The sequence below is a fragment of the Streptomyces sp. DvalAA-14 genome, assembly GCF_900091855.1.
Classification (GTDB): domain Bacteria; phylum Actinomycetota; class Actinomycetes; order Streptomycetales; family Streptomycetaceae; genus Actinacidiphila.
In genome coordinates this window covers 1-22,923 of record NZ_FMCH01000301.1, presented here as the reverse complement: position 1 = coordinate 22,923, position 22,923 = coordinate 1, and the positions used below count along the sequence as shown (strand labels likewise).

Below are 22,923 nucleotides of genomic sequence, written 5' to 3'. Positions count from 1 at the left end.
AGGCGGGGTTGCCCGCCCGGGGCCAATGGGCGCGGGCCGCCGGACGACAGGCCGAGCCGACCCGAACGAGCCCGAGCGAGGCGGGGTTGCCGCCCGGGGCCAATGGGCGCGGGCCACCGCGCTCGCGCCGTCCGCGCCGGCCCCGGTGATTCCCGCCGCCGGCGTTCCGGACGCCGGAGGTCGGCGAGACCCCTTCGGCCCCGATCCGCTGCTGGCGCAACGAACGTTGATGGGAGGCGGACAGCCCGGAGCGGGATCATCAGCCAACCGGTGGACCGTCCGCCGCTCGCGCTCGCCCGCGCGACGACCGACGGCGGCAGTAGCCACTCGCGAATCGGCGGACGTCAGTCGGCAATCGGCACGCGAGGAGGGCCGCCCTCTCGACCACCCGCAGGTCCGCGACGGCAGAAACGCAGGAGTCAGGAGTCAGGAGTGCTCAGCCGATGTCCGCCGGACGCGGTAATTCCAGCGGGTGAGCGCCCGGACGACCGTCTCGGCGCCGATGGGGTTGGCGCTGTGAACGAAAATGGTTCCGATGCGGAAGGGCCGTCCACCGAAGGCGGCTTCTTCCATCAGGGTCACCACGGGCATGATGCTGTCGTCGCCGCCGAGATCGTGGTCGAGCCAGAGCTCGTCGATGAAGCTGTCGCGGTGCTCCTCCAGGAGTTGGATGCCTTCGCGGCTGGTACGGGCGATGCGGGTGGCTCTGGGGAGCGGTCGGAGATCGTCAATGCCGAGGATCACCGGTGTCCGTGCGACGTCGTCTTCTTTCATCCGATCATCATCCGACGCCGAGTCCAGGGTTGTCTCCGGTGGCGAGCGCCCGTCCGACGCCGTGAGAACCGCGTGCCGACAGTGCAGATCCGTCAACTGCCGGGCCGTGAGGGGAAGACGCGGGACCAACGTTTACTGATAGTGGCAGGGTTGAGGAACCGCAGTCTTCCTGGATGCGTTGCTCCTACCAAGGCTCCTCGGGCAGCGACTTCCACGGGACGACCCATGACCGACGGCTCCAGTGATCTTTCACCTCGCGAGCGGGAACGCCTGCGACAGGAAACCGAAACCTTCGAGACGCTCAAGTCGCAGGATGCCAAGTGGTTTCGGTTGCAACTGATCATGGGTCGCACATCAGTGATCGTGCTCCCCATCGTCCTGGTGGTGTCCGGCATCATCATCTTCGACTCCGGCTCGTTTTCCGATTCGGCTCGACTGGCGACCGCTCCGGTCATCCTTGCCGACATCATCGGCTTCTACATGTCCGTCGGCCGTGTCCTCATGGGCCGACGCGAACGACTTGCCCCGGTCACCAATATCGGCATGACGGAACCGATCCGGGTCAGCGCGAGCACGACCGCGGTCGATCAGGACAGCGCCGCCGACCGGATATTCTCGCTGACCGCCCCGAGCGCAGTGGCCGTTCCGTCGTCTTCGCCGCGAAGGATGCGGACTCCACAGCTCGCCAGCTACGCGGAGTATCCCGTGGGCGTGCGCGCGGACGGCTCACTGTTCTACCGACCGGATTACGCGCGTGCGCTCGCCCAGCGGTTGGTGAGGGAAGCGAATCAGTACGCCGCCTATGAGCTGATCTACCTGGTCGACACCATCAACACCTACGGGGCAACGCTGGACCAGGACGGTCCGGCGCTCGACCCGCACCTTCTGGAGCGCTTGCGTGCGGTCGTTCCGGAGGATGCCCGGAGCGGATTCGAAGCAGAACGGGACGGGGTCGTCACCGCTGTGAGCTCAGCAATTCACGGCCTGGGCGCGATGTTCAGACACTGCGCCATCGAGTTCGTACTCCATGACGTTCGAAACCCCATCCACTCCGTGATCAGCATCGAGGAGTCCATCACCGGGCGGACCGTCTTCTCGAGCAACACGAATTTCGGTCTCAGCGTCATACGCAAGTACGCGCACGATCGCATCGCGGAAAACTTCACCGCCTATCGCATCGACATCAATGGTCGCCCGATCAAATCCTCGACCCTTCCCGTCCTGGACGGGTCGGGACACCTGGTCGCCGTCTTCTGCGTGAATATGGATATCGGCTGGGAGTCCGAACTCGACCGCAGGGGCCTGCCCAAAAAGCTGCATGACCTGCTTTCTGCGCTCCGCGCCACCGATCAGACCGGCATCAGGGAGATCATTCATCTCTGAGCGGCCGTCACGACCGGGACCCCGACGAAGGCCGACACGTCGAGGCGATGGTCCCGCCGGAATTGCTCCGTCTGCCGGATTGGGCCCGGACCAGCGGGATCCGGGTGCGCCCGACTGCCGAAATCGCAGAACTCCACCTGGTGGACCGGGCAATTCCTCGCAACGTGGGCCGCGGGATCACGGCCGATCAGGGAGGTCCCGCGCGCGCCACCTCCCCCCGAAGGTCGAGGACGGGTGGGAGCGTCCCTTCGCGGGCCTGCCTGCGGTACGCCTTGACCCGGCTGTCGTCAGCACCGGGCATCGGCCGCAGCGGCAGAACCTCCCACGATCCGGAGTGGAAGAACCAGTCGATGTATCCGTCCGGATGGCCCTCGACGAGCATCGAGCTCCAGTACTCAGCGTGCGAAGTGCCGGCCTGACGCCAGCGCGGAAGCGGACTCTCGCCCGAAAGCAGCCATCGGCCGTCGTGCAGCGGACCGTCCGGCGCGTCGCCGAGGTACCGGGCGAAGCGGTGAGCCCACCGTTCCGGGCTGCCCGCCAGGGCGCGCCCCACATCGGCGCGCAGCGGGGGGACGAAGGAGCGGTACTCGTCAGTGCGCCAGAAGTCCACGCCTTGCAGCTGCTCCCCGACGACAGCGAGCAACACAGGCCACGACAGCCGGGAGACCAGCAGCCGCGCCCCGACCATAAGCACGCACAGCCCCGGCAGGCGGCGATCCTGTACGTCCAGGGACAGGCCCACCCACGTGCCGTCGTCCTGCCTGACATCGCCGCGCCGCATGCCGAGAGCCTAGGCGGCGGCCACGGCGGAAGCCGATCGCATCCTCACCCACCCCGCGTCCTCCCCGCCTCCGGACCACCCGTCGGCTGCTGCCACAGCCTTCGCCCCGGAGGAGTCCGCTGGCTCCAACTCCGCCACGTGACCTTGCAGCAGGCGACGATTCGCGTCGAACAGCAGGTGCAGCAGACACATCACGGCATGTTCGTCGTGCCGCGGACGACCGAACGAAGCGGGTCGGAGTCTTGCGGGCTCCCAGCCAGCCGGGTGAAACGAGCCTCGACTGGGCCGGAGCAGCGCGTAGCGACATTCGACGTCGCCGACTCGATGGATCCCCTGACGGCACTGACCGGACATCCGGTGTGGTCCAAGTACGAGCTTCCGGGAAGCCGGACGTCCGGCCCGCAATCAGCGCGGTTCCTGCTCGCCCGGGCGCTCAACCAAACAGGGTGTAACCAGCCTGCCCGCCACAGCACGGGATCCCGCCAACGTACCGTCGCCACCGACAGCGGGCATGGCGAAAGCCGCTAGTCCGGCCGTAGCCGAGCAGGGGACGCTGTAGATCGGGAATTCTCAGTGAGCGAGCGGGTGGTCAGCCGCACCCTGAGATCGGGCGGCAGAACCTACGACGTCACCAGATCTCGGGAACCTGCCACTGAACGCATTTCGGACGGCTGCCCTTCGACGCCAAGAACTCCTTGACCGCTTGCACCACCAGCTCGACGGAATTTGCGATCGTTCTGGGAAATCCGTCCTGTTCCCGGCAATGCAGTAAGCAACCTCCACCCGGTCTTCTCCAGAACCCAGGGAAACGTAGTTTCCGTCGTCCACGAACGTGTGCGTTCGGTTCAGCGGTGGCGGCAGGCCTGGCAGGAGAGAGGAGCGACGGGGTGCGTTCGACGGGGCCGGCGTCGGCCCCGAAGCTGAGTGACGCGCTGTTCGCCATGCTGGAGAACGAGCTGGTGCCAAGTCCCCTTCCGGGGATGGCCAGGCCAACGGCTGTCCACTCTCTGTGCCAGACTCCGGGCTGAGACCGACCTGATCGTCGGGCCACCGGACGTGATCTCAGTTCAACCTGAGTAGCCTCTAGGAGTGCTGTCCTACGAGGAGTTGACGTCGCCGGAGCGAGAGGTTTGGGACGCGTATCCCACCGGACACCCAACGGATCTACGGGTCCGCGGGCCCGAGGACGACCCTGAGTCCGGCGAGACCTGGGGGCCGGAGCGCACGGTCCGGGCGACTGTCCTGGCGACGCTGCTGCTGGGTGCCAACCCGGGGCGGGCTGAGGTTGTCCCAGCTCTACGGCTGACCGGTGCTCGCATAAGCGGTCGACTCGACCTGAGCGGTGCGGAAATCGCGCACGGGCTGTGGCTGGAGGACTGCTGGTTCGAGCAAGGAATTAGTGCCTACGGGGCGGCCACCCGGACCATTGGACTCAGCGGCAGTCGGATCCCGGGGATCGACGCCACGATGGCGCGGATCGCAGGTCGCTTAGAACTGCGGGGATCCGCTGTACGAGGCCGGGTGTCGCTGGTGAACGCCCGGATCGCCGGAGAACTGGTTCTCAGCGACGCCACTCTGTGCGCTCCTGGCGAGTGGGCACTATTCGCAGGTGGTCTAGTCATGGAAGGGGGTGCTTTTTTGCACCGGTCCATCGTACACGGCGGGATACGGCTTCCTGGAGCCCAACTGCCCGGCGGCCTCTCGATGAAGGAGGCGCGGGTGCACAATCCGGGCTCCCACGCCGTGATCGCCGATCACGCAAGGGCGTCGACGATGGCTTTTACCCGGGGATTCACCGCCCAGGGAACGATACGCCTGCGCGGCGCACAGATCGCAGACCAGCTAGCCTTCGATAATGCCGTACTCGGTGCCGAGGGAACGGCGCTGGACTGCACACGTATGCAGGCGGGGGACTTCGTCTTCACCCCAGCCGCACCACCTTCCGGCGCGGTGGACCTCCGCGGTGCCCGCGTCGCTACCCTTCATGACCGGGACGGCACCTGGCCGGACGTCGTGAGGTTGCAGGGGTTCACCTACGACGCGCTGCTGGAGGATAACCCGACCGCGCAGGACAGCGTGGTGCGACGGGTGGCTTGGATACGGCGGGATCCGGGGTACGTGCCGCGACAGTACGAGCAACTGGCGACCTGGTACCGGCAGATTGGCCATGACGACGACGCCCGCAGAGTGCTTCTGGCCAAGCAGCGCCACCGCCGCAGCACGCTGAGTCCTGCGGGGCGGGCGTGGAGCCACATGATCGATGCCATGGTCGGGCACGGCTACCGTCCTTGGCTGGCAGGAATCTGGATCGCGGCCCTGACCGTGCTGGGCACGGTTGTCTTCAGTACCCAGACACCGGAACAGGTCCAGAAAGATCAAGGTCCGCCGTTTCACGCCCTCGTCTATACCCTGGACCTGCTGATCCCGATCGGGGGTCTGGGACAACGTAGCGCGTGGTACTTCAGCACAGGGGCTGCGCAGTGGCTGGCGTACGCATTGATTGCGGCGGGCTGGCTGCTGACCACGGCGGTCGTCGCGGGAGTGACCCGTGCGTTGAGCAAGAACTGACAGCTGATCCTCTCCTCAGTTCGTTCAGCAAGACAGCGCAGGGGGCAGGAAGATGACAGAACCGGCCTCGACCGCGCCCCTGGCGCCGCCCACGGTGTGCTGAACCGCGGCGGCAAACAACTGGTGCAGCGGACTCAGCGGCGGAACTACGTTCCTGGGTCCACCGGCGTGTGGCGGCGTCGCCGTCGTCGGGCGCGTGCACGATACGGCGGGCGACCTGCGCCCATTCCTCGTCGATTAGGTATCGGTCGCCAGGTGCGGTGCGCACGGGGCAGTGCCACACGTGCTGGGGGACATTGTTGCCGGTGCGCTGCTCGCGCACGCCCACGGGCTGGTCGAGGTTGTCGGCCAGTTCGGTGAGCATGGAGTGGTGCTGGTCCAGGGGGGCGCGGCCGGAGTCGGGGATGCCGGGTATAGCCAAGGCGGCAACGACGTGGGACTCGGTGTGTTCGTCGCTTCGGCCGGGGCCGAAGAGGTAGGACAGCAGGCCGCGGGTGCGGGAGCCGGTGGAGACGTCAGGCACCATGGCGCCACCCCGAAACGACGTGTTCCAGGGCCAGGCGGCCGGCGCGGGCCAAGGCGTGGACCTCGACCAGAATATCGTCGGTCGTGTCGGGCAGGGTGCCCATGTTGATGGCGCGGGCGATCTGGTTGAGGTTCACCCCCACCCGGTGGATCTCGCGCAGCAGCTACCCGCACAGGAGTGTCAGGTTCTGCAGTGCCTGGGGCGAGAGGGCAGCGCCGGGACACCGTCGGGATGCTCGGCGCCACGCGTACCCGGCGTGGGAAAGCAGGACGCTGGGCGGGATCAAACCCGGCGACGTCCAGCGCTGGGTAACCCGCCTGGTAACGAGCAGCGGACTTGCGGCAAGCACCACCCGGACCGTCTTCAACACGGTGAACGCCGTTTTCAGCGCGGCGGTCCGGGACCGCATGATCCCCCACAACCCGTGCACCGGCGTCAAGTTGCCGGCCATCCCCAGGAAGCGGGTCATCCCGCTGACCGTCGACCAGGTAAGAAGCCTGGCCGAGCAAATACCCGCGCCCTACAAGGCCCTCATCCTCCTGGCGGCTGCCACCGGGCTTCGCCCCGGGGAAGTCTTCGGACTCCAACTTCGCCACGTGAACCTGCTGCAAGCGACCGTCAGCGTCGAACAGCAGGTGCAGCAGACGAAGCACGGAGTGTTCATCGGGCCGCCGAAGACCGAGCGTTCGCACCGGATCGTGCCGCTGCCGAAGATGGCGGTGGACGCGCTGACCGCGCACCTCAAGGCGTTCCCCGTGGCCGGCCCCGACGGCTGGCTGTTCACCGCGCCCGAGGGAGGGGCCATCGCCTACAACGAGTTCATGAAGCGGGTCTGGCGGCCCGCCTGCAAGAAGGCCGGCATACCGGAGGGCAACGGGCGCGGGCCCCACGCTCTGCGGCACCACTACGCCAGCCTGCTGATCAACCACGGCGAGTCGGTGAAGACCGTCTCCGAGCGCCTCGGCCACACCAACGCGGCCATGACGCTGAACATCTACACCCACCTGTGGCCCGACTCCGAAGAGCGGACCCGGGCCGCCGTCGACAAGGCATACGCGGACCGCCCCGGCGAGGGCGAGACGCCGGCCGGGGAAGCGGCATAGCCACTCCCCCGCGCCGGCCCCGCGGCAGATCCCTTGCGGACTGTTTGCGGACCGCAAGGGGGTAGATCAGGCGGCGTGCTTGCTCCGCCGCAGGTCAGACGTCGATTCTGGCGCGATCCAGGGTCGAGGCAGAGTTGGTGATGAACTCCTTGCGCGGCGCCACCTCATTGCCCATCAGCAGGTCGAAGGCCTGTTCGGCGGCCTCCAGGTCGCTGATGTTGATGCGGCGCAGGGTGCGATGGCGCGGGTCCATCGTTGTTTCGGCCAGCTGGTTGGCGTCCATCTCGCCGAGGCCCTTGTAGCGCTGGATGCTGTCCTTGTAGCGGACGTTGCGACGCTGGAGGTCGAGCAGGGTCTGGCGCAACTCGTTGTCGGAGTAGGTGTAGACGTACTTCTCCTGGCCCTTCTTGGGCTGGACCAGCTCGATGCGGTGCAGCGGCGGCACCGCGGAGAACACGCGGCCCTCCTCCACCATGGCGCGCATGTAGCGCTGGAAGAGGGTGAGCAGCAGGATGCGGATGTGGGCGCCGTCGACGTCGGCGTCGGCGAGGAAGATCACCCTGCCGTAGCGGGCCTGGTCGATGTCGAAGGTGCGGCCCGAGCCGGCTCCTATGACCTGGATGATCGCGCCGCACTCGGCGTTCTTGAGCATGTCCGAGACGGATGCCTTCTGAACGTTCAGGATCTTGCCGCGGATCGGGAGCAGCGCCTGGAACTCGGAGTTGCGGGCCAGTTTGGCGGTGCCCAGCGCCGAGTCGCCCTCGACGATGAACAGTTCGCTGCGTTCCACGTCGTCGCTGCGGCAGTCGGCGAGCTTGGCCGGCAGTGAGGAGGTCTCCAGCGCGGTCTTCCGGCGCTGGGCCTCCTTGTGCTGGCGGGCGGCGATCCGGGTCCTGGCGGCGGCGACGGCCTTCTCCAGCACCGCCCGCGCCTGCGCCTTGGTGTCGCGCTTGGCCGAGGTCAGGAATTCCTTGAGCTCCTTGGCCACCACCGCGGCGACGATGCGGTTGGCCGCCGAGGTGCCGAGCACTTCCTTGGTCTGGCCTTCGAACTGCGGCTCGGCGAGGCGGACGGTGACCACCGCCGTCATGCCCTCCATCGCGTCGTCCTTGACGATGTCGTCCTCGGCGACGCGCAGCATCTTGGTGGCGCGCAGCACCTCGTTGACCGTCTTGGCGACCGACCGTTCGAATCCGGCCACATGGGTGCCGCCCTTGGGGGTGGCGATGATGTTGACGAAGGACCGGGCGGTGGTGTCGTAGCCGGTGCCCCACCGCAGGGCGATGTCCACGCCGAGTTCCCGGGTGACCTCGGTGGCCGTCATGTGGCCGACCTCGTCCAGTACCGGCACGGTCTCCTTGAAGGAACCGGTGCCGGTGAGCCGCAGGACGTCGCAGATCGGCTTGTCGGGGGCGAGGTACTCACAGAACTCGCTGATGCCGCCGTCGAAGTGGAAGATCTCCTCGACCGGCCGGTCGGTGTCCAGGCCCCGCTCGTCGCGGACCACGATGGTCAGGCCGGGCACCAGGAAGGCCGTCTGGCGGGCCCGCTGGTGCAGGTGCTCCAACGAGAGCTTGGCGTCCTTGAGGAAGATCTGGCGGTCCGCCCAGTAGCGCACCCGGGTGCCGGTACGGGTGCGCGGCACCTTCTTGATCTTGGTCAGGCCGCTCGCCGGGTCGAAGGGCGCGTCGGGGCCGGATTCGGTGAAGATGCCGGGGACGCCGCGCCGGAAGCTGATGGCGTGGGTCTGGCCGCCGCGGTCCACCTCGACGTCCAGCCGGGCCGACAGCGCGTTGACCACGGAGGCGCCGACGCCGTGCAGACCGCCGGAAGCGGCGTAGGAGCCGCCGCCGAACTTGCCGCCGGCGTGCAGCTTGGTCATCACGACCTCGACGCCGGACAGCCCGGTTTTGGGCTCCAGGTCGACCGGGATGCCCCGGCCGTTGTCCCGTACCTCGACCGAGGCGTCCTCGTGGAGGATCACCTCGATGCGGTCCCCGTGGCCGGCCAGGGCCTCGTCGACGGAATTGTCGATGATTTCCCAGACGCAGTGCATCAGACCGCGGCTGTCGGTCGATCCGATGTACATACCGGGCCGTTTGCGTACCGCTTCGAGGCCTTCGAGGACCAGCAGGTGCCGCGCAGTGTAGTTGGAGCCGTCACGATCCGCGCCGGCCAGCAGCGCGGAGGACGGCACGGTTGTTTCGGCGGTCACGCGGGCAGCTCCTCGATCCAGATGTCATGAAGTTCGTCAACCGAAACTCGGTCGCATCGGTGAGAGGGTACCGATGCCGGGCAGGTGGGCAACGCCGCGACCCGGCATCCGGAAGGCCCATACTAGTCCTTATCGAGCACCCGTTCGATAACCCGCGCGAGTGATACACATGTCACGTTCCCAAAGAGGCATGAACCATTTAGGCTCCGGGCACGTCCCTTCCAACAACCCGACAGCCAGCCGGGGGCGAGAGTCCGGGACAACTGCCCCACATGAGACATCTGACGTAACTGACTGCTATTCGCCGCCAATCGGTAACACCCAGTCATTCTGAAGACCGTTTCGCAGGAAATGCCGTGAGCGGGAACGTTTTCGGCCTGGTTGGATGTTGACCCTGGTACGACAGCTCGTCGAGCTAGAGAAGAGGCGACGTGACCACTGTTCTGACCCCCGCGAGTCCGCTGACAGCGGCAGACCGCTGCGACCGTTGCGGCGCTCAGGCTTACCTGCGCGTCGTACTCCTCAGCGGCGGAGAGCTGCTCTTCTGCGCTCACCACGGCCGCAAGTTCGAGCCGGAGCTGAAGAAGATCGCAGCGGAAATACAGGATGAGACCGGCAGGCTCACCGAGACCCAGGCGTCGGCGGGAGACGACGAGCGCTGACACACCGCAGCAGCTACGACATCGGACCCGCGGGCGGACGGACCCCTTGAGGGGGTGTCTGCCCGCGGGTTTTCCGAGGACGCCGGCTCTCACCCGGGTTTTCACATGTGCTGCGCCACCAGTGCGGCAACGGCGGAGACCCGCGTGTAGACGCCCGGATACGCGGCCTGCGCACATCCACTGCCCCACGACACCAGACCTACCAGGCGGCCGGCTACGACCAGCGGCCCGCCGCTGTCGCCCTGACAGGCGTCACGGCCACCAGAAGGCGCTCCGGCGCACATCATGGTGGCCTTCACGTATGTCCCGTCCGAACTCCCCGGATACGCCTTCTCACAGGTCGTGTCCGCGAAGACGGTGACGGGTGCGACCCGGAGGCCGTCGGCGTAGTCGCCGCGCCCGGTCGTGTCCCCCCAGCCGTACACCTCGGCCTGCGTGCCGTCCTGGTAGAGATCGGTGTCCGAGGGCTGCGCCATCGTGATGGCGGCTGCGCTGGGCAGCGGCTGGTCCAGCGTGATCACCGCGACGTCCCCGGCATTGGTGGACGGATCGAAGTCGGGATTCACCCACACCTGTGACAGCTGCAGCTCCTCGCCGGCCTCGGTGGTCAGATCGGTGCGCCCTTCGATGACCCGCAGATCGGGCAGCTGCCGCCAGTCGGACACGCCCAGGGCTTCCTTGCCGAAGCAGTGCGCGGCGGTGACGACCGTGCGCGCCGAGACGGCCACGCCCCCGCAGAACTGGCCCGATCGGGCGTCGCCGAAACGCGAGCGGCTGGACAGGGCGACGACCCACGGCTGCTGGTCGGTGGTGGTAGGGGTGCCGCCGATGATCACACCGTTCGCGGCTGCCGGGGCGGCGGGCCCCGCCAGGGGCACAGCCACGGCGGGCAGCAGTGCCACCGCCGCCGCCATCACGGCACGAAAGGGGAAACGCATACGGCCTCCTGACCCTGTGAACAACTCTGAACACCCAGAGTCATCGATAGGGCCGGAGGCCGCATCCGCAGAAGCGGACCGCTGGTGCCCGGCAGGCGCCCGGAGCGGAATTCCCGGTGGAAGTCCGCCCGGGGCGCCCCGGGGATCAGTCCAGGTAGTCGCGCAGCACCTGGGAGCGCGACGGGTGGCGCAGCTTGGACATCGTCTTGGACTCGATCTGCCGGATCCGCTCGCGCGTTACCCCGTAGACCTTGCCGATCTCGTCCAGCGTCTTCGGCTGCCCGTCGGTGAGGCCGAAGCGCATGGAGACCACGCCCGCCTCCCGCTCGGAGAGCGTGTCCAGAACCGAGTGGAGCTGCTCCTGCAGAAGCGTGAAGCTGACCGCGTCGGCCGGTACGACCGCTTCGGAGTCCTCGATCAGGTCACCGAACTCGCTGTCGCCGTCCTCACCCAGGGGGGTGTGCAGCGAAATGGGCTCGCGGCCGTATTTCTGGACCTCGATGACCTTTTCCGGGGTCATGTCGAGTTCCTTGGCCAGCTCCTCCGGGGTGGGCTCGCGGCCCAGGTCCTGGAGCATCTGGCGCTGGACGCGGGCCAGCTTGTTGATGACCTCGACCATGTGCACCGGGATGCGGATGGTGCGGGCCTGGTCGGCCATCGCGCGCGTGATCGCCTGCCGGATCCACCAGGTGGCGTAGGTGGAGAACTTGAAGCCCTTGGTGTAATCGAACTTCTCGACCGCACGGATCAGGCCCAGGTTGCCCTCCTGGATCAGGTCCAGGAAGAGCATGCCGCGGCCGGTGTAGCGCTTGGCCAGCGAGACCACCAGGCGGAGGTTGGCCTCCAGCAGGTGGTTCTTGGCCCAGCGGCCGTCCTCGGCGATGATCTCCAGCTCGCGCTTGAGCTTGGGGGCGAGCTTGTCGGCCGCGGCGAGCTTGTCCTCGGCGAACAGCCCCGCCTCGATCCGCTTGGCGAGCTCGACCTCCTGCTCGGCGTTGAGCAGCGGGACCTTGCCGATCTGCTTGAGGTAGTCCTTGACCGGGTCCGCGGTGGCACCGGCGACGGCGACCTGCTGGGCCGGCGCGTCGTCCTCGTCGTCGTCGGAGAGCACGAAGCTCTCGGACTCCGGCTTCTCGGTCTCGTCCTCCCCGGTCTTGCCGGGGGCGGCCTCGTCGAGCAGCTCGTCGGTCTCGGCGACCGCCTCGTCCTCGCTCGGAACGGCGGCGGTGGTCTTCTTGGCCGCCGCCACCTTCTTCGCGGGGGCCTTCTTGGCGGCCGACTTCTTGGCGGCGACCTTCTTCGCGGGCGCCTTCTTGGCTGGGGTTTCCGCCTCCACCGATGGCTCCACCGTGGTCTCGGCCTCGGCCGTCACCACTGGGGCGGCGGCCGTGGGCGCAGCGGTCTTCTTGGCAGGGGCCGCCTTGGTGGCGACCGTCTTGGTGGCAGTACGCTTCGCCGGGCTCTTGGCTGCGACGCTCTTACGGGTGCGCTTGGGCGCCTCAGCGGCAGTCACCATCAGCGTCACACCCTCCTCGTCGAGGACCTGGTTGAGGCTGCGCAGAACGTTCTTCCACTGGGTTGCCGGAATCTGGTCCGCTTCGAACGCCCGACGTACGTCGTCGCCGGCGATCTGGCCCTGGGCCTTACCCTGCTCGATGAGCGCCATCAGAGACTCGGATTCGGCGATCTCGGACGGGAGCGTACGGGATGTGCTGGCCGACACGAACAACCTCTCGGAACGATGGGAACGACTCGGTGGAACCGCACAGCGACTCAGCGTCAAACTCGACGCCGAATATTCCTCGTGCGGCTGCCACCTCTTAAGTCATCGCACTGCCTCGCCAAGCGTTACGCCCTACCTACGTGGCCCGAGTCACACCCCGAATCGTACCCACAGGCATCAAAAGGGACATCTTTCGCACACAAGGGCCGCCACGGGTCCCGATGGGCGGGGCCCGCAGCGGCCCGGAGGGCTGTCAGTGCTCGCGAGGGGCGGGGACGACGTGGTCGGCCGCGCCGGCGGCCTGCTGCTCGGCCGGCACCGCGAGGAGCTGGCGCATCGCCGCTTCGGCGGTGCTGCCGTCGCCGCCGGCCAGCGCGTCGACGATGCGGTGGTGCAGGCCGACCGAGGCGTCGGCGGGTCGGTCGCAGCCGGTGACCGGGCCGCCGGAGACATGGAGGGCGGATGACACGATGCCGGACAGGTGCTCCAGCATCCGGTTGCCCGCGATCTGCAGGAGCAGCGTGTGGAATTCCGCGTCGGCCCGGGAGAAAGTGAGCGCGTCGCCCTGGGCGGCGGCGTGGGCCATGATCTCCGCCATGTCGGCCAGCCGCTGCTGGACGTCCTCGCGCCCGTGGCCGGCGGCGAGCCGGGCGGCCAGTGGCTCCATGGTCCAGCGCAGTTCGAGCAATTCGCGGCGCTGCTCGTCGCGCTGCGGACCGAAGGCGCGCCATTCGATGATGTCGGGGTCGAGCAGGTTCCAGTCGCTGACCGGGCGCACCCGGGTGCCGACATTGGGGCGGGCGCTGACCAGGCCCTTGGCCTCCAGCACGCGCAGGGACTCGCGCACCACCGTGCGGGAGACCTCGAAGCGCTGGCCGATCTCCTCGGGCACCAGCGGGCGGTCGGCGCCGAGGTCGCCGGAGACGATCATCTGTCCGAGCTGCTGGACGAGTTGGCCGTGCAGACCACGGCCGCGGCTGCCGCCCGCACGGCGGCCGACCCGGCTCATGTCCGGCTCCACGCCCTCCCAGGCCGGAAGTCCTGGGCGGTCGGCGCCGGGGGCGTCGGGATACGGGTAGCGGTCCAGCTCGCCCGGGCCGGCCACGCCGGAGTCGGCGGAACGGGCCGCGGTCATCATGGAATGCGCAAGGGTACTCACGCATCCTTTGTCGGCGATGCCGATGCGGGCCTTGAGGGCTTTGCTGAAAAGCACACGAAAGGGTGAGTGCTCATCACCTGATAATTGACGTTTTTCAGGGGCGAATCAGCCTTTTTTGCCGGTGAGTGTGGCGGGGCCGCCGGTGCGCAGCGCGGTTGACCGGCGGCCACGGCGCCGCCCGCGCAACGCACTGGCCGCATACGCTCCGACCAGCCCGGCGAGCGACAACGCCAGGGCCAGGAACAGGGGTTGTCCGGCGAACCGCAGCGCCCCGGACACCGCGTCCCCGTCCTGGGAGACACCGGTCAGCACCGACCACAACGCCCCGGCGGCGTCGCCGAGTTCCCGGGACGCATGCCCGCCGATGGCCGCTCGGACCGCTGGTACGACCAGTACCGGAACGGCGAGCACGGCGGCGAGTCCCAGCGCGGTGGTGCGGAAGACGGCCGCCGCCAGCACTCCCGCCCACGCGCAGGCGACCGCGAGACCGGCCCAGGCGGCGAGGGCGGCGGGGTGGGCCAGCGGCTCGAAGTGCCGGGGTGCGCCGGAGGCACTGTGCAGCAGCGCGAAGTCGAGGAGGGTGGCCAGCACGGCGAGTACGACAGCCGCGGCGGCGCTGACCAGGAGCTTCGCGGCGAGCAGCCGGGGACTGCGGGGTTCGGGGCCGTATCCGGGGGCGAGCGCCGGGTACATGAACTCCTGCCCGTAGCTGAGCGCGCCGAGCCCGCCAGCACCGATCGCGGCGGCGGGCAGCGGGAGTTCGGTCGCCCAGCCGGAGACCAGCCGCAGCGAGGAGGTGGGCGGGGTGCCCAGCCGGGTCATCAGCGCGACGCCGAGGGCGGACCCCATGAGTGCCGCGACCGCGGTGGGCCAGGGGGTGCGCACGCCGAAGCCGCGCCGCACCTCGTAGCCGAACGGGCGCTCCGGTCCGGTCCGGTGGGCGATCAGCCGGGTCGGCGGTGCCTTCCGCGCCCGGGGCACCTGGGCGATGTCCGCCTCCGGTGGCGCGACGGGCGGGCCGGCCTCGTCGGCGAGGTGGTGCAGCAGGATGCCGTGCCGGTAGGCGGTCTCCCCGACCGCCGCGGAGGTCGTCCCGTAGACGGCGATACGGCTGCCGGCGGCGGTGACCACCTCGGCGCCGTCCTCGGCAAGCAGCCCCGCGAGCCGCTCGGCGTAGGGGGAGCTGACCGCCACATGCGGACGCAGTCTGCTGCCGGCGAAGTCGGCGGCGGACTCGTCGGCGACGAGCCGGCCGTTGTCCAGTGCGATCACCCGGTCGGCGGTACGGGCCAGGGCCCGCGCGTCCCTTCCGGTCAGCAGGACGGCGCCGCCCGAGGCGGCGTGCTTGCGTGCCAGGTCGTGCACCCAGGCGGCTTCCCTGGGCGGCAGCCCGCGGGCCGGGTCGTCCAGGATCAGCGTGCGGGGGCGGGCCAGCAGGGCGACCGCGAATCCCAGCCGCCGGTCCATGCTGAGCGAGAAGTTGCCGAGCCGTTCGCCGGCCATCGCGTCGAGTCCGACCAGGCGCAGCACCTCGTCCGCGCGGGCCAGCGGTTCTCCGTAGGCGGCGCAGAGCATGCGCAGGTGGCCGCGCGCCGTGCGGCGGGGGTGGCCGCTGACATCGCCGACCAGGGCGCCGATCTCCTGGGCGGGGTGGGGCAGATCGTTCAGCGGGCAGCCGTCCACGAGGGTGAATCCGCGGCCCGCCTCCATGCCGAGCAGCAGCCGGACCACGGTGGACTTGCCGGAGCCGGCCGGCCCGAGCAGGCCGGTCACCTCGCCGGGGCGGATGTCGAAGGTGAGGTCGGCTACGGCGGGCCGGGCGTTGCGACGGGAGGTGCTGGTCAATCCGATGGCCTGGATCACCCCAGTACCATAACTGTTAAAACTCGCAAATGGGACAAATACTCCCAAGAATCAGACGTCCGGTCGCAGCATCGGCGGGTTGAGCAAGGTGGCGCCGCCCGCCCTGAACAACTGTGCGGGCCGCCCGCCCTGACGCGTCGTCGTCCCCCCGGTGGGCACCAGGAAGCCGACCGTCCCGGTCACCTTGCGGTGGAAGTTGCGCGGGTCGAGCGCCACTCCCCACACCGCCTCATAGACCCGCCGCAGCTCCCCCACGGTGAACTCGGGCGGGCAGAAAGCGGTGGCCAGCGAGGAGTACTCGATCTTCGACCGGGCGCGCTCGACACCGTCGGCCAGAATTCGGTGGTGGTCGAAGGCCAGCGAGGCCGCCTCTCCCGGATGGTCCGGGCCGCCCTCCGCCAGCAGCGCGTCGACCGGAGCCCAGCGGGCGCTGCGGGCGTCACCCCCGGCCCGCGGCGCCGGCAGGTCGGGCGCCAGCACCAGATGGGCCACGCTGACCACCCGCATCCGCGGATCGCGCTGCGGGTCTCCGTACGTCGCGAGCTGTTCGAGGTGGGCGCCGTTCTGCGCGCGCAGCCCGGTCTCCTCGGCCAGCTCTCGTGCCGCGGCCTGCGAGAGGTTCTCGTCGCCCCGGACGAAACCACCCGGCAGCGCCCAGCGCCCCTGGAAGGGCGGCTCGCCGCGGCGAACGGACAGTGCGCACAGGGCGTGTTCGCGCACCGTGAGCACGACCAGGTCGACGGTGACGGCGAAGGGCGGGAAGGCCGACGGGTCGTAGGGCGACATGCCCGCGATCTTAGTCGTCTGCCTGACGATAATCAGCCGGATCTCAGCTCTTCGTGATCAGGTTCCGATGGGCACTCCTCCTCCCTGCCGGCCGCCCATCGCGTCCCGGCACTCCTCCGCTGGTCCGGGGCCCTGCCGGGCCGTTCCCGGGCCCAGCGCCGGGTACCCGCCGACGCCGCCAGCCCGCGGAGCCTCCTCCGCGCGCCCCTCAGTCGAGCCCCGGCCCAGTGCCCGTCTACCGTTCCCCGAGGGGAGCCGAAGCACCCGGCCCGCGACACCGCACGCCTCCCTTCGCAGCTCTTCGCACCTCCCCGACCGTCTCGCAACTCCTCGCACCGTCTCGCAACTCCTCGCACCTCCGGAGGCAGATCCATGGCCGTCCACCGCCAGCCCGGCACCGTACTCACCGACCACACCTTCGCTGTCCCCCTGGACCACGACGCACCGGACGGGGAGCAGATCGAGATCTATGCCCGGGAGGTCGTGGCGGCCGGGCGGGAGCAGGATCCGTTGCCCTGGCTGCTCTATCTCCAGGGCGGGCCGGGTGGCCGTTCGCCGCGCCCGGCCGGACGGGACGGCTGGCTGGAGCGCGCGCTGGACGACTACCGGGTGCTGCTCCTCGACCAGCGCGGCACCGGCCACTCCACCCCGGCCACCCGTCAGACGCTTCCCGCCCGCGGTGACGCGGCGGCGCAAGCGCGCCACCTGTCCCGCTTCCGGGCCGACTCCATCGTCCGCGACTGCGAGACGATCCGGCGCCGGCTGCTCGGCGAGGACGAGCGCTGGAGCGTCCTCGGGCAGAGCTTCGGCGGCTTCTGCGCGCTCACCTATCTGTCCTTCGCATCCGACGGGCTGCGGGAAGTGCTGATCACCGGCGGGCTGCCCGGCCTCCGGTCCAGCGCGGAGGACGTCTACCGCGCCGCCTATCCGCGGATCGAGGGCAAGAACCGCGGCCACTATGCCCGCTACCCGGGCGATGTCGAAGCCGTCCGGGCGATCGCCGGTCATCTGCGCGACACCGAGGTCACCCTGCCCGGCGGCGGGCGGCTCAGCCCCGAGGCATTCCAGGCGCTCGGCATCATGCTGGGCTCGGCGAACGGTTCGCACACTCTGCACTATCTGATCGAGGACGCCTTCGTGCCGGGGCTGGCCCGTCCGACGCTGTCCGACTCCTTCCTCTCCGAGGTTCAGGGGCATCTGTCCTTCGCCGGCAACCCGCTCTACGCGGTGCTGCACGAGGCGATCTACGGGCAGCGCTCCGTCTCGCCCGGCGCTACCGACTGGGCGGCCGAGCGGGTGCGGCGGGACTTCCCGCAGTTCGACGCGGCCGCGGCGCTCGCGAGTGGCGGACCGGTGCTCTTCACCGGCGAGACGATCCATCCGTGGATGTTCGACACCATTCCGGCGCTGGCACCACTGCGCGAGACGGCCGAACTGCTGGCGGGCCGCGAGCACTGGCCCGACCTCTATGATCCGGCTCAGCTGGCACGCAACGAGGTGCCGGTGGCGGCGGCGATCTATCACGACGACATGTACGTCGACACCGCCGACTCGCTCGCCACCGCCCGCGCGGTGCGGGGCCTGCGGACCTGGGTCACCGACGAGTACGAACACGACGGTCTCCGGGTGAGCGGCGGCCGGGTCCTCGACCGGCTCGTCCGGCTGGCCCGCGGCGAGCTGTAGTGGCGGCGACCACCCGCTTGCGGCGCTCCTGACGCAGGCAGCGCCGCAACAGCTCGGGGTCCAACCCCTCATTCACCGAATGGTGCAGCAACCGGGCGAAGGTGTAGTGCGGTTCGCGGTCGAGAGCCATACCGAGGGCGACCCGTGCTTCCGCGTCGTCGCCGGAGGACCACGCGACCCAGCCGGCGAGGGTCAGCGGCGCCGCGGCGTGGTCGCCGTAGGGGCCGGCGCAGCGGCGGGCCAGCGCCCGCCACAGCCGCAGAGCCGCGTCGGCCTGCGCCGGCTCCATCCATTCCGCGGCCCGGTCGCGGGCTTCTCTGTCCTGCAGGCCGAGGATGATCGCCGCTGCCTCGTCCTCACCCAGCAGCTTGTCGTCGCGCCGGTCCCCGCTTTCGGGATCGCTGATCGGCGGCGCCGCACGGAAACGCTCCAGCGCGGCGCGGGCCAGGGTCAAAGTGCGCTTCCTGACCAACTCCTCCTGATCCTCGCCGCCCTCGGGATCCAGCATTCTGGGCAGCAGTTCGGCCGAGGCGATGTCCAGGGCGATCTCCTGCCGCCGATGGCGTTCGGCGGGCTTCAGCCGTACCTCGAGATCGCGCAGCGACCCCGGAGCGGGCAGGCCGACGTATGCGGCGGTGGCGGCCATGGCCGTACTGCCCGCCGGCGGCAGCTCCTCCCCCTCGCTCGGCCCGCCGGCCGCCTCGGGCCCGCAGTAGGACCACCAGCGGCCGGCCGATACGCACAGGGCCTCCACGACGGGCACGTCCAGCTCCCCGCAGGCGACCCGCAGGCGCTGGGCGAGCGGTCGCAGCCGCTCCATGACCGCGCAGGGGCGCTCGCCCTCGCGCGGGTCCTGACAGAAGAACAGGACGATGGCGTCCGGCCGGGCGCCACGTCGCGTACTGTTCTTCACCAGGCAGTCCGCGAGCTGCTCGGCCACCTCCGGCCATTCGCGCTCGTCCTGCGGCAGACCGAGGCGGAGCCGCCCGCCGAACCGGCCGCGCTCGCCGTGGAGCGCCACCATCACCACGCTCTCCGTGGGATGGAAGCCCATCAAGTACGGCAAGGCGTCCGCAAGTTCTGCTGGGCCCCGCAGTGTGACCTTAATATCGTCGTCTCCGCCTGATGACTCTGTGTGCTCGATTTCGTTGCTCTGTGTCATGACTCGACGATGACGTATCCCGCACGTACCGCGCCAGACCCCCCTGAATGCCTGTGGATAACTCCGAACGGAGTTATCCACAGATCACGAGACGAAATTCGCGGACTGTCGGTCCCATCGGGTTGCATGGAGCCATGAACCAGACGACCACCGAGCTGCGCGCCGCCGCCGACACCGTACTGAGCCGACTCGTCGGCGCCGAACCCGGCGCTGCCCGGCTGCGCGAGGACCAGTGGCGCGCGGTCGAGGCACTGGTCGCGCACGGCCGCAGGACCCTGGTCGTGCAGCGCACCGGCTGGGGCAAGTCGGCTGTGTACTTCGTCGCGACCGCGCTGCTGCGCGAACGCGGCAGCGGGCCGACGGTGATCGTCTCGCCGCTGCTCGCGCTGATGCGCAACCAGGTGGAGGCGGCCGCCCGGGCCGGGATCAAGGCCCGCACGATCAATTCGTCGAACACCGAGGAGTGGGTCCAGATCGAGGCCGAGGTGGCGGCGGGCGAGCTCGATGTGCTGCTGGTCAGCCCCGAACGGCTCAACAACCCCGACTTCCGGGACGATGTCCTGCCCGAACTGGCCGCATCGACCGGACTGCTGGTCGTCGACGAAGCCCACTGCATCTCCGACTGGGGGCACGACTTCCGACCGGACTACCGGCGCCTGCGCACGATGCTCAGCGATCTGCGGCCCGGCGTTCCGGTGCTGGCGACCACCGCCACCGCGAACGCCCGCGTGACCGCCGACGTCGCGGAACAGCTGGGCACCGGAGCCGTGGGAGCCGGGCAGGAGGGGGCGCTGGTGCTGCGCGGGGCGCTGGACCGCGAAAGCCTGTCGCTGGGCGTGCTGCGACTGCCCGACGCCGCCCACCGGCTGGCCTGGCTCGCCGATCATCTCGACACGCTCCCGGGCTCCGGCATCATCTACACCCTCACTGTCGCCGCCGCCGAGGAGATCACCGCGTTCCTGCGCGGGCGCGGCTATCCGGTGGCCTCCTACTCCGGAAAAACGGAGAACGCCGAGCGGCAGGCCGCCGAGGCGGACCTGCTGGCCAACCGGGTCAAGGCGCTGGTCGCCACCTCCGCGCTCGGCATGGGCTTCGACAAGCCCGACCTCGGATTCGTGGTGCACGTCGGCTCTCCGGCCTCACCGATCGCCTACTACCAGCAGGTCGGTCGGGCCGGCCGCGGTGTCGACCACGCCGAAGTGCTGCTGCTGCCCGGTCCGGAGGACGAGTCGATCTGGCGCTACTTCGCCTCGCTCGCCTTCCCGCCCGAGGAACAGGTGCGCCGCACCCTGGACGTCCTGGCGTCCGCCGACCGCCCGCTGTCGGTGCCCGCACTCGAGCCCCGGGTCGATCTGCGCCGCTCCCGGCTGGAGATCATGCTCAAAGTGCTGGACGTGGACGGTGCGGTGCGACGGGTGCGCGGCGGCTGGACAGCGACCGGCCAACCATGGGCCTACGACACCCAGCGGTACGCCTGGGTCGCGAACCAGCGCGCGGCCGAGCAGCAGGCGATGCGCGAATACGCCAGTACGACGGACTGCCGGATGGAATTCCTGCGCCGGCAACTGGACGACGAAGAGGCGAAGCCCTGCGGTCGCTGCGACAACTGCGCGGGGGCGCGTTTCCCGACGGAGGTCTCGGCCGCCGCCTTGGACGCGGCCCGGGCCGCCCTCGGCCGCCCGGGCGTGCAGCTGGATCCGCGCAAGATGTGGCCGACGGGGCTGGAGGCGGCGGGGGTTCCTCTCAAGGGCCGGATTCCCGCCGGCGAGCAGGCCGAGAGCGGTCGGGCTCTCGGCAGATTGTCCGACATCGGCTGGGGCAATCGGCTGCGCCCGCTGTTCGCCGACGGCGCCGTCGATCAGCCCGTCCCGCCGGAGGCCGCCGAAGCGGTGGTCAAAGTGCTCGCCGACTGGGCCAGGGGCGCCGGAGGCTGGGCGAGCGGGCAGCCGGGCGCGCCGCAGCGACCGGTGGGAGTGGTCGGTGTCGCCTCCCGCCGACGCGGCCTGCTCGTGGACTCGCTCAGTGCCCGCATCGCCGAAGTGGGCCGGATACCGCTGCTGGGAAAGGTGGAGTACGCGGACGGCGGCGACCCCGGCGGGGTGCCGCGCAGCAACAGCGCACAACGGGTTCGCGCCCTCCACGAGGCCTTCCGGTTGCCGGCGGATCTGATGGCCGCACTGCGGGCGGCGCCGGGCCCGGTGCTCGTCGTCGACGACTTCGCGGACACCGGATGGACGCTCGCCGTCGTGGCTCGGATGCTGCGGCAGGCGGGCGCGACAGCGGTGTTCCCGCTGGTCCTGGCCGTTCAAGGATGATCGGGTGATGCCGGGCCATGACCCGGAAGGGATCTATGCGGGCGGACAGGTCCATACCGGTCGGTGGCGGCAATTGCCCGTTGCCGCAAGCAGTTACGAGAGGAAGAATTGCCTTCGGATCCCCGATCGGCTCATCGAGCCCTCCGACCGGAGTGCGCCCCGCGCCCGGTCTACGGGTGTATCTGTGAAGGGAGGACCGTGACTATCGGCTTCATAGCGGAGACGTCCACCACCATCACCTCCCGCGCGTCGCGCAATCTGGAAGCGGCCGAATGGACCGGCGTCGGAGTACCGCTGCTGGCCAATCCGCGGGATGTGATCAAAGATCTGCACTCCCGGCACCAGCCGCCCCCGTCGACCGCGGTGGTCGCGGTCTACGACCCGGACGGGCGGATCAGGGCGAGCGCCTCGTTCGCAGCCCGAGCCGACGTGTCGGACGGCTGGGAGCGGCGCAACGCGCTGCTGTCCCATCTGCGCCGGGTCATCCCGCACGATCTGCGGTTGCGCCAGCCGGTCCGGACAGCGGTGCTGATGGTCTGCCGCGACGGCAAGGGCGGCTGGACCGAGGAGGACGGCGCCTGGATGTGGGGACTGCGGGACGCCTGCACCCTGCACGGCCTGCGCTGCGGATCGTATGTCACGCTCACCGGCGAGGGCTGGAACATCATCGGGGAGAACCGCAACGGCCGCACCCCCAACTCGACTTCGTACCCCCGGCGGGCGGGCGGTCCGGTACCGGCGGTTCCCGGCGGAGGGCCGCAACCGCTGCGCCGCACCGCCGCCCGGTGACGCTCAGGAGCTGACGCCGGCTCCCGGCATGGTGGTGATCCGTGCCGGATCCCCGCAGACGATCAGCAGCACGCCCGCTCGGGAGAGCGCGCCCGCTAGCACCTGGGGCATTGTCTCGTCGGAGCCGCCGTTGACAGCCACGATGACGACCGGCCTGCCGGTGGCGCGGGACGCACTGGCGCCGGCGTAGAAGACGTCGTCGCTGGCGTCGTGCTGGGCCCAGTAGGAGTCCTCGCCGAAGGAGGACTCGTGCGCGGCCCAGGGATGCGGGTCGCCGGTGGTCAGGACCAGGATCTCGCCGGGGGCGCGTCCGCTGTCGAGCAGCAGGTCGACCGCCTCGTCGGCGGCGTCCGTCGCGCCGTCGGCGGGCGCCGGGATCAGCTGGATCTGTGCACCGGATGCGCTGTCGGCGCGCTGCTCGAGTACCGCGCCGGGAGCCGCCGCGGCGGCCGGGGTCACCGGCCCGGAAGGCGTGGCAGCGGCAGCGGCGCCG

The 22,923-nt window shown here is 69.7% G+C and carries 20 protein-coding genes; 8 read left to right on the top strand and 12 right to left on the bottom strand.

Going from position 1 to position 22,923, the window contains the following annotated elements; genetic code table 11:
* Nucleotides 1–426: 426 nt before the first annotated feature.
* Nucleotides 427–774 carry a cyclic-phosphate processing receiver domain-containing protein gene (locus GA0115240_RS15165; RefSeq protein ID WP_093737201.1) on the bottom strand — a complete coding sequence of 116 codons (348 nt, stop codon included), beginning with the start codon at nt 772–774 and terminating at the stop codon, nt 427–429.
* A gap of 225 nt (nt 775–999) precedes the next feature.
* Here GA0115240_RS15165 and GA0115240_RS15160 point away from each other — a divergent pair, with 225 nt between their 5' ends.
* The gene (locus GA0115240_RS15160) at nt 1,000–2,157 is read left to right on the top strand and encodes a PAS domain-containing protein (protein WP_093737200.1); all 1,158 of its coding nucleotides are present in this window, start codon (nt 1,000–1,002) and stop codon (nt 2,155–2,157) included.
* A 187-nt stretch (nt 2,158–2,344) separates the two neighbouring features.
* Here the strand turns inward: GA0115240_RS15160 and GA0115240_RS15155 are convergent, their stop codons facing one another.
* On the bottom strand, nt 2,345–2,938 hold the full coding sequence (locus GA0115240_RS15155; RefSeq protein ID WP_237554887.1) for a hypothetical protein: 594 nt from the start codon (nt 2,936–2,938) through the stop codon (nt 2,345–2,347).
* Between the two features lie 138 nt (nt 2,939–3,076).
* Between GA0115240_RS15155 and GA0115240_RS36180 the strand changes: the two genes are divergently transcribed.
* On the top strand, nt 3,077–3,466 hold the full coding sequence (locus GA0115240_RS36180; protein ID WP_141708841.1) for a hypothetical protein: 390 nt from the start codon (nt 3,077–3,079) through the stop codon (nt 3,464–3,466).
* Between the two features lie 100 nt (nt 3,467–3,566).
* On the opposite strand, the gene GA0115240_RS39230 is transcribed toward GA0115240_RS36180, so the two are convergent.
* Entirely contained in the window at nt 3,567–3,881 is a 315-nt protein-coding gene (locus GA0115240_RS39230) for an Imm1 family immunity protein (protein WP_093737198.1), read from the bottom strand.
* A gap of 146 nt (nt 3,882–4,027) precedes the next feature.
* Between GA0115240_RS39230 and GA0115240_RS15140 the strand changes: the two genes are divergently transcribed.
* Nucleotides 4,028–5,506 (top strand): oxidoreductase, encoded by a 1,479-nt coding sequence (locus tag GA0115240_RS15140; protein WP_093737197.1) that lies wholly within the window; start codon nt 4,028–4,030, stop codon nt 5,504–5,506.
* A 515-nt stretch (nt 5,507–6,021) separates the two neighbouring features.
* Here GA0115240_RS15140 and GA0115240_RS15135 read toward each other — a convergent pair.
* Nucleotides 6,022–6,168, bottom strand: a complete 147-nt coding sequence (locus GA0115240_RS15135; RefSeq protein ID WP_161302228.1) for a hypothetical protein — start codon at nt 6,166–6,168, stop codon at nt 6,022–6,024.
* 235 nt (nt 6,169–6,403) lie between these two features.
* Between GA0115240_RS15135 and GA0115240_RS15130 the strand changes: the two genes are divergently transcribed.
* Nucleotides 6,404–7,135: a tyrosine-type recombinase/integrase gene (locus GA0115240_RS15130; protein ID WP_256069815.1), complete on the top strand. Its 732-nt coding sequence runs from the start codon at nt 6,404–6,406 to the stop codon at nt 7,133–7,135.
* A gap of 94 nt (nt 7,136–7,229) precedes the next feature.
* Here the strand turns inward: GA0115240_RS15130 and GA0115240_RS15125 are convergent, their stop codons facing one another.
* Nucleotides 7,230–9,350, bottom strand: a complete 2,121-nt coding sequence (locus GA0115240_RS15125; protein WP_093737194.1) for a DNA gyrase/topoisomerase IV subunit B — start codon at nt 9,348–9,350, stop codon at nt 7,230–7,232.
* Between the two features lie 431 nt (nt 9,351–9,781).
* Between GA0115240_RS15125 and GA0115240_RS15120 the strand changes: the two genes are divergently transcribed.
* Nucleotides 9,782–10,012 carry a DUF7455 domain-containing protein gene (locus GA0115240_RS15120; protein ID WP_093737193.1) on the top strand — a complete coding sequence of 77 codons (231 nt, stop codon included), beginning with the start codon at nt 9,782–9,784 and terminating at the stop codon, nt 10,010–10,012.
* A gap of 101 nt (nt 10,013–10,113) precedes the next feature.
* Here GA0115240_RS15120 and GA0115240_RS15115 read toward each other — a convergent pair whose 3' ends face one another.
* From GA0115240_RS15115 to GA0115240_RS15095, 5 genes are all read right to left on the bottom strand, one after another.
* The gene (locus tag GA0115240_RS15115; RefSeq protein WP_093737192.1) at nt 10,114–10,950 is read right to left on the bottom strand and encodes a S1 family serine peptidase; all 837 of its coding nucleotides are present in this window, start codon (nt 10,948–10,950) and stop codon (nt 10,114–10,116) included.
* 145 nt (nt 10,951–11,095) lie between these two features.
* The gene (locus GA0115240_RS15110; protein WP_093737204.1) at nt 11,096–12,673 is read right to left on the bottom strand and encodes an RNA polymerase sigma factor; all 1,578 of its coding nucleotides are present in this window, start codon (nt 12,671–12,673) and stop codon (nt 11,096–11,098) included.
* Nucleotides 12,674–12,926: 253 nt separating this feature from the next.
* On the bottom strand, nt 12,927–13,832 hold the full coding sequence (locus GA0115240_RS15105) for a FadR/GntR family transcriptional regulator (RefSeq protein WP_093737203.1): 906 nt from the start codon (nt 13,830–13,832) through the stop codon (nt 12,927–12,929).
* Between the two features lie 105 nt (nt 13,833–13,937).
* Nucleotides 13,938–15,695, bottom strand: coding sequence for an ATP-binding cassette domain-containing protein (locus GA0115240_RS15100; RefSeq protein ID WP_093737191.1), 1,758 nt, complete (start codon nt 15,693–15,695; stop codon nt 13,938–13,940).
* A 51-nt stretch (nt 15,696–15,746) separates the two neighbouring features.
* The gene (locus GA0115240_RS15095) at nt 15,747–16,481 is read right to left on the bottom strand and encodes an NUDIX hydrolase (protein ID WP_093737190.1); all 735 of its coding nucleotides are present in this window, start codon (nt 16,479–16,481) and stop codon (nt 15,747–15,749) included.
* Nucleotides 16,482–16,853: 372 nt separating this feature from the next.
* Between GA0115240_RS15095 and GA0115240_RS15090 the strand changes: the two genes are divergently transcribed.
* The gene (locus tag GA0115240_RS15090; RefSeq protein ID WP_093737189.1) at nt 16,854–18,164 is read left to right on the top strand and encodes an alpha/beta fold hydrolase; all 1,311 of its coding nucleotides are present in this window, start codon (nt 16,854–16,856) and stop codon (nt 18,162–18,164) included.
* On the opposite strand, the gene GA0115240_RS15085 is transcribed toward GA0115240_RS15090, so the two are convergent.
* On the bottom strand, nt 18,076–19,218 hold the full coding sequence (locus tag GA0115240_RS15085; RefSeq protein ID WP_370673340.1) for a DUF4192 domain-containing protein: 1,143 nt from the start codon (nt 19,216–19,218) through the stop codon (nt 18,076–18,078). The two genes, GA0115240_RS15090 and GA0115240_RS15085, sit on opposite strands and share 89 nt — an antisense overlap.
* Before the next feature lie 242 nt (nt 19,219–19,460).
* On the opposite strand from GA0115240_RS15085, the gene GA0115240_RS15080 reads away from it, so the two are divergent.
* A complete protein-coding gene (locus GA0115240_RS15080; RefSeq protein WP_093737187.1) occupies nt 19,461–21,641 on the top strand; it encodes a RecQ family ATP-dependent DNA helicase in 2,181 nt (726 codons plus the stop codon).
* 198 nt (nt 21,642–21,839) lie between these two features.
* A complete protein-coding gene (locus GA0115240_RS15075) occupies nt 21,840–22,430 on the top strand; it encodes a hypothetical protein (protein ID WP_202451384.1) in 591 nt (196 codons plus the stop codon).
* 3 nt (nt 22,431–22,433) lie between these two features.
* Here the strand turns inward: GA0115240_RS15075 and GA0115240_RS15070 are convergent, their stop codons facing one another.
* Nucleotides 22,434–22,889 carry a hypothetical protein gene (locus GA0115240_RS15070; RefSeq protein WP_093737186.1) on the bottom strand — a complete coding sequence of 152 codons (456 nt, stop codon included), beginning with the start codon at nt 22,887–22,889 and terminating at the stop codon, nt 22,434–22,436.
* Between the last annotated feature and the right edge of the window lie 34 nt (nt 22,890–22,923).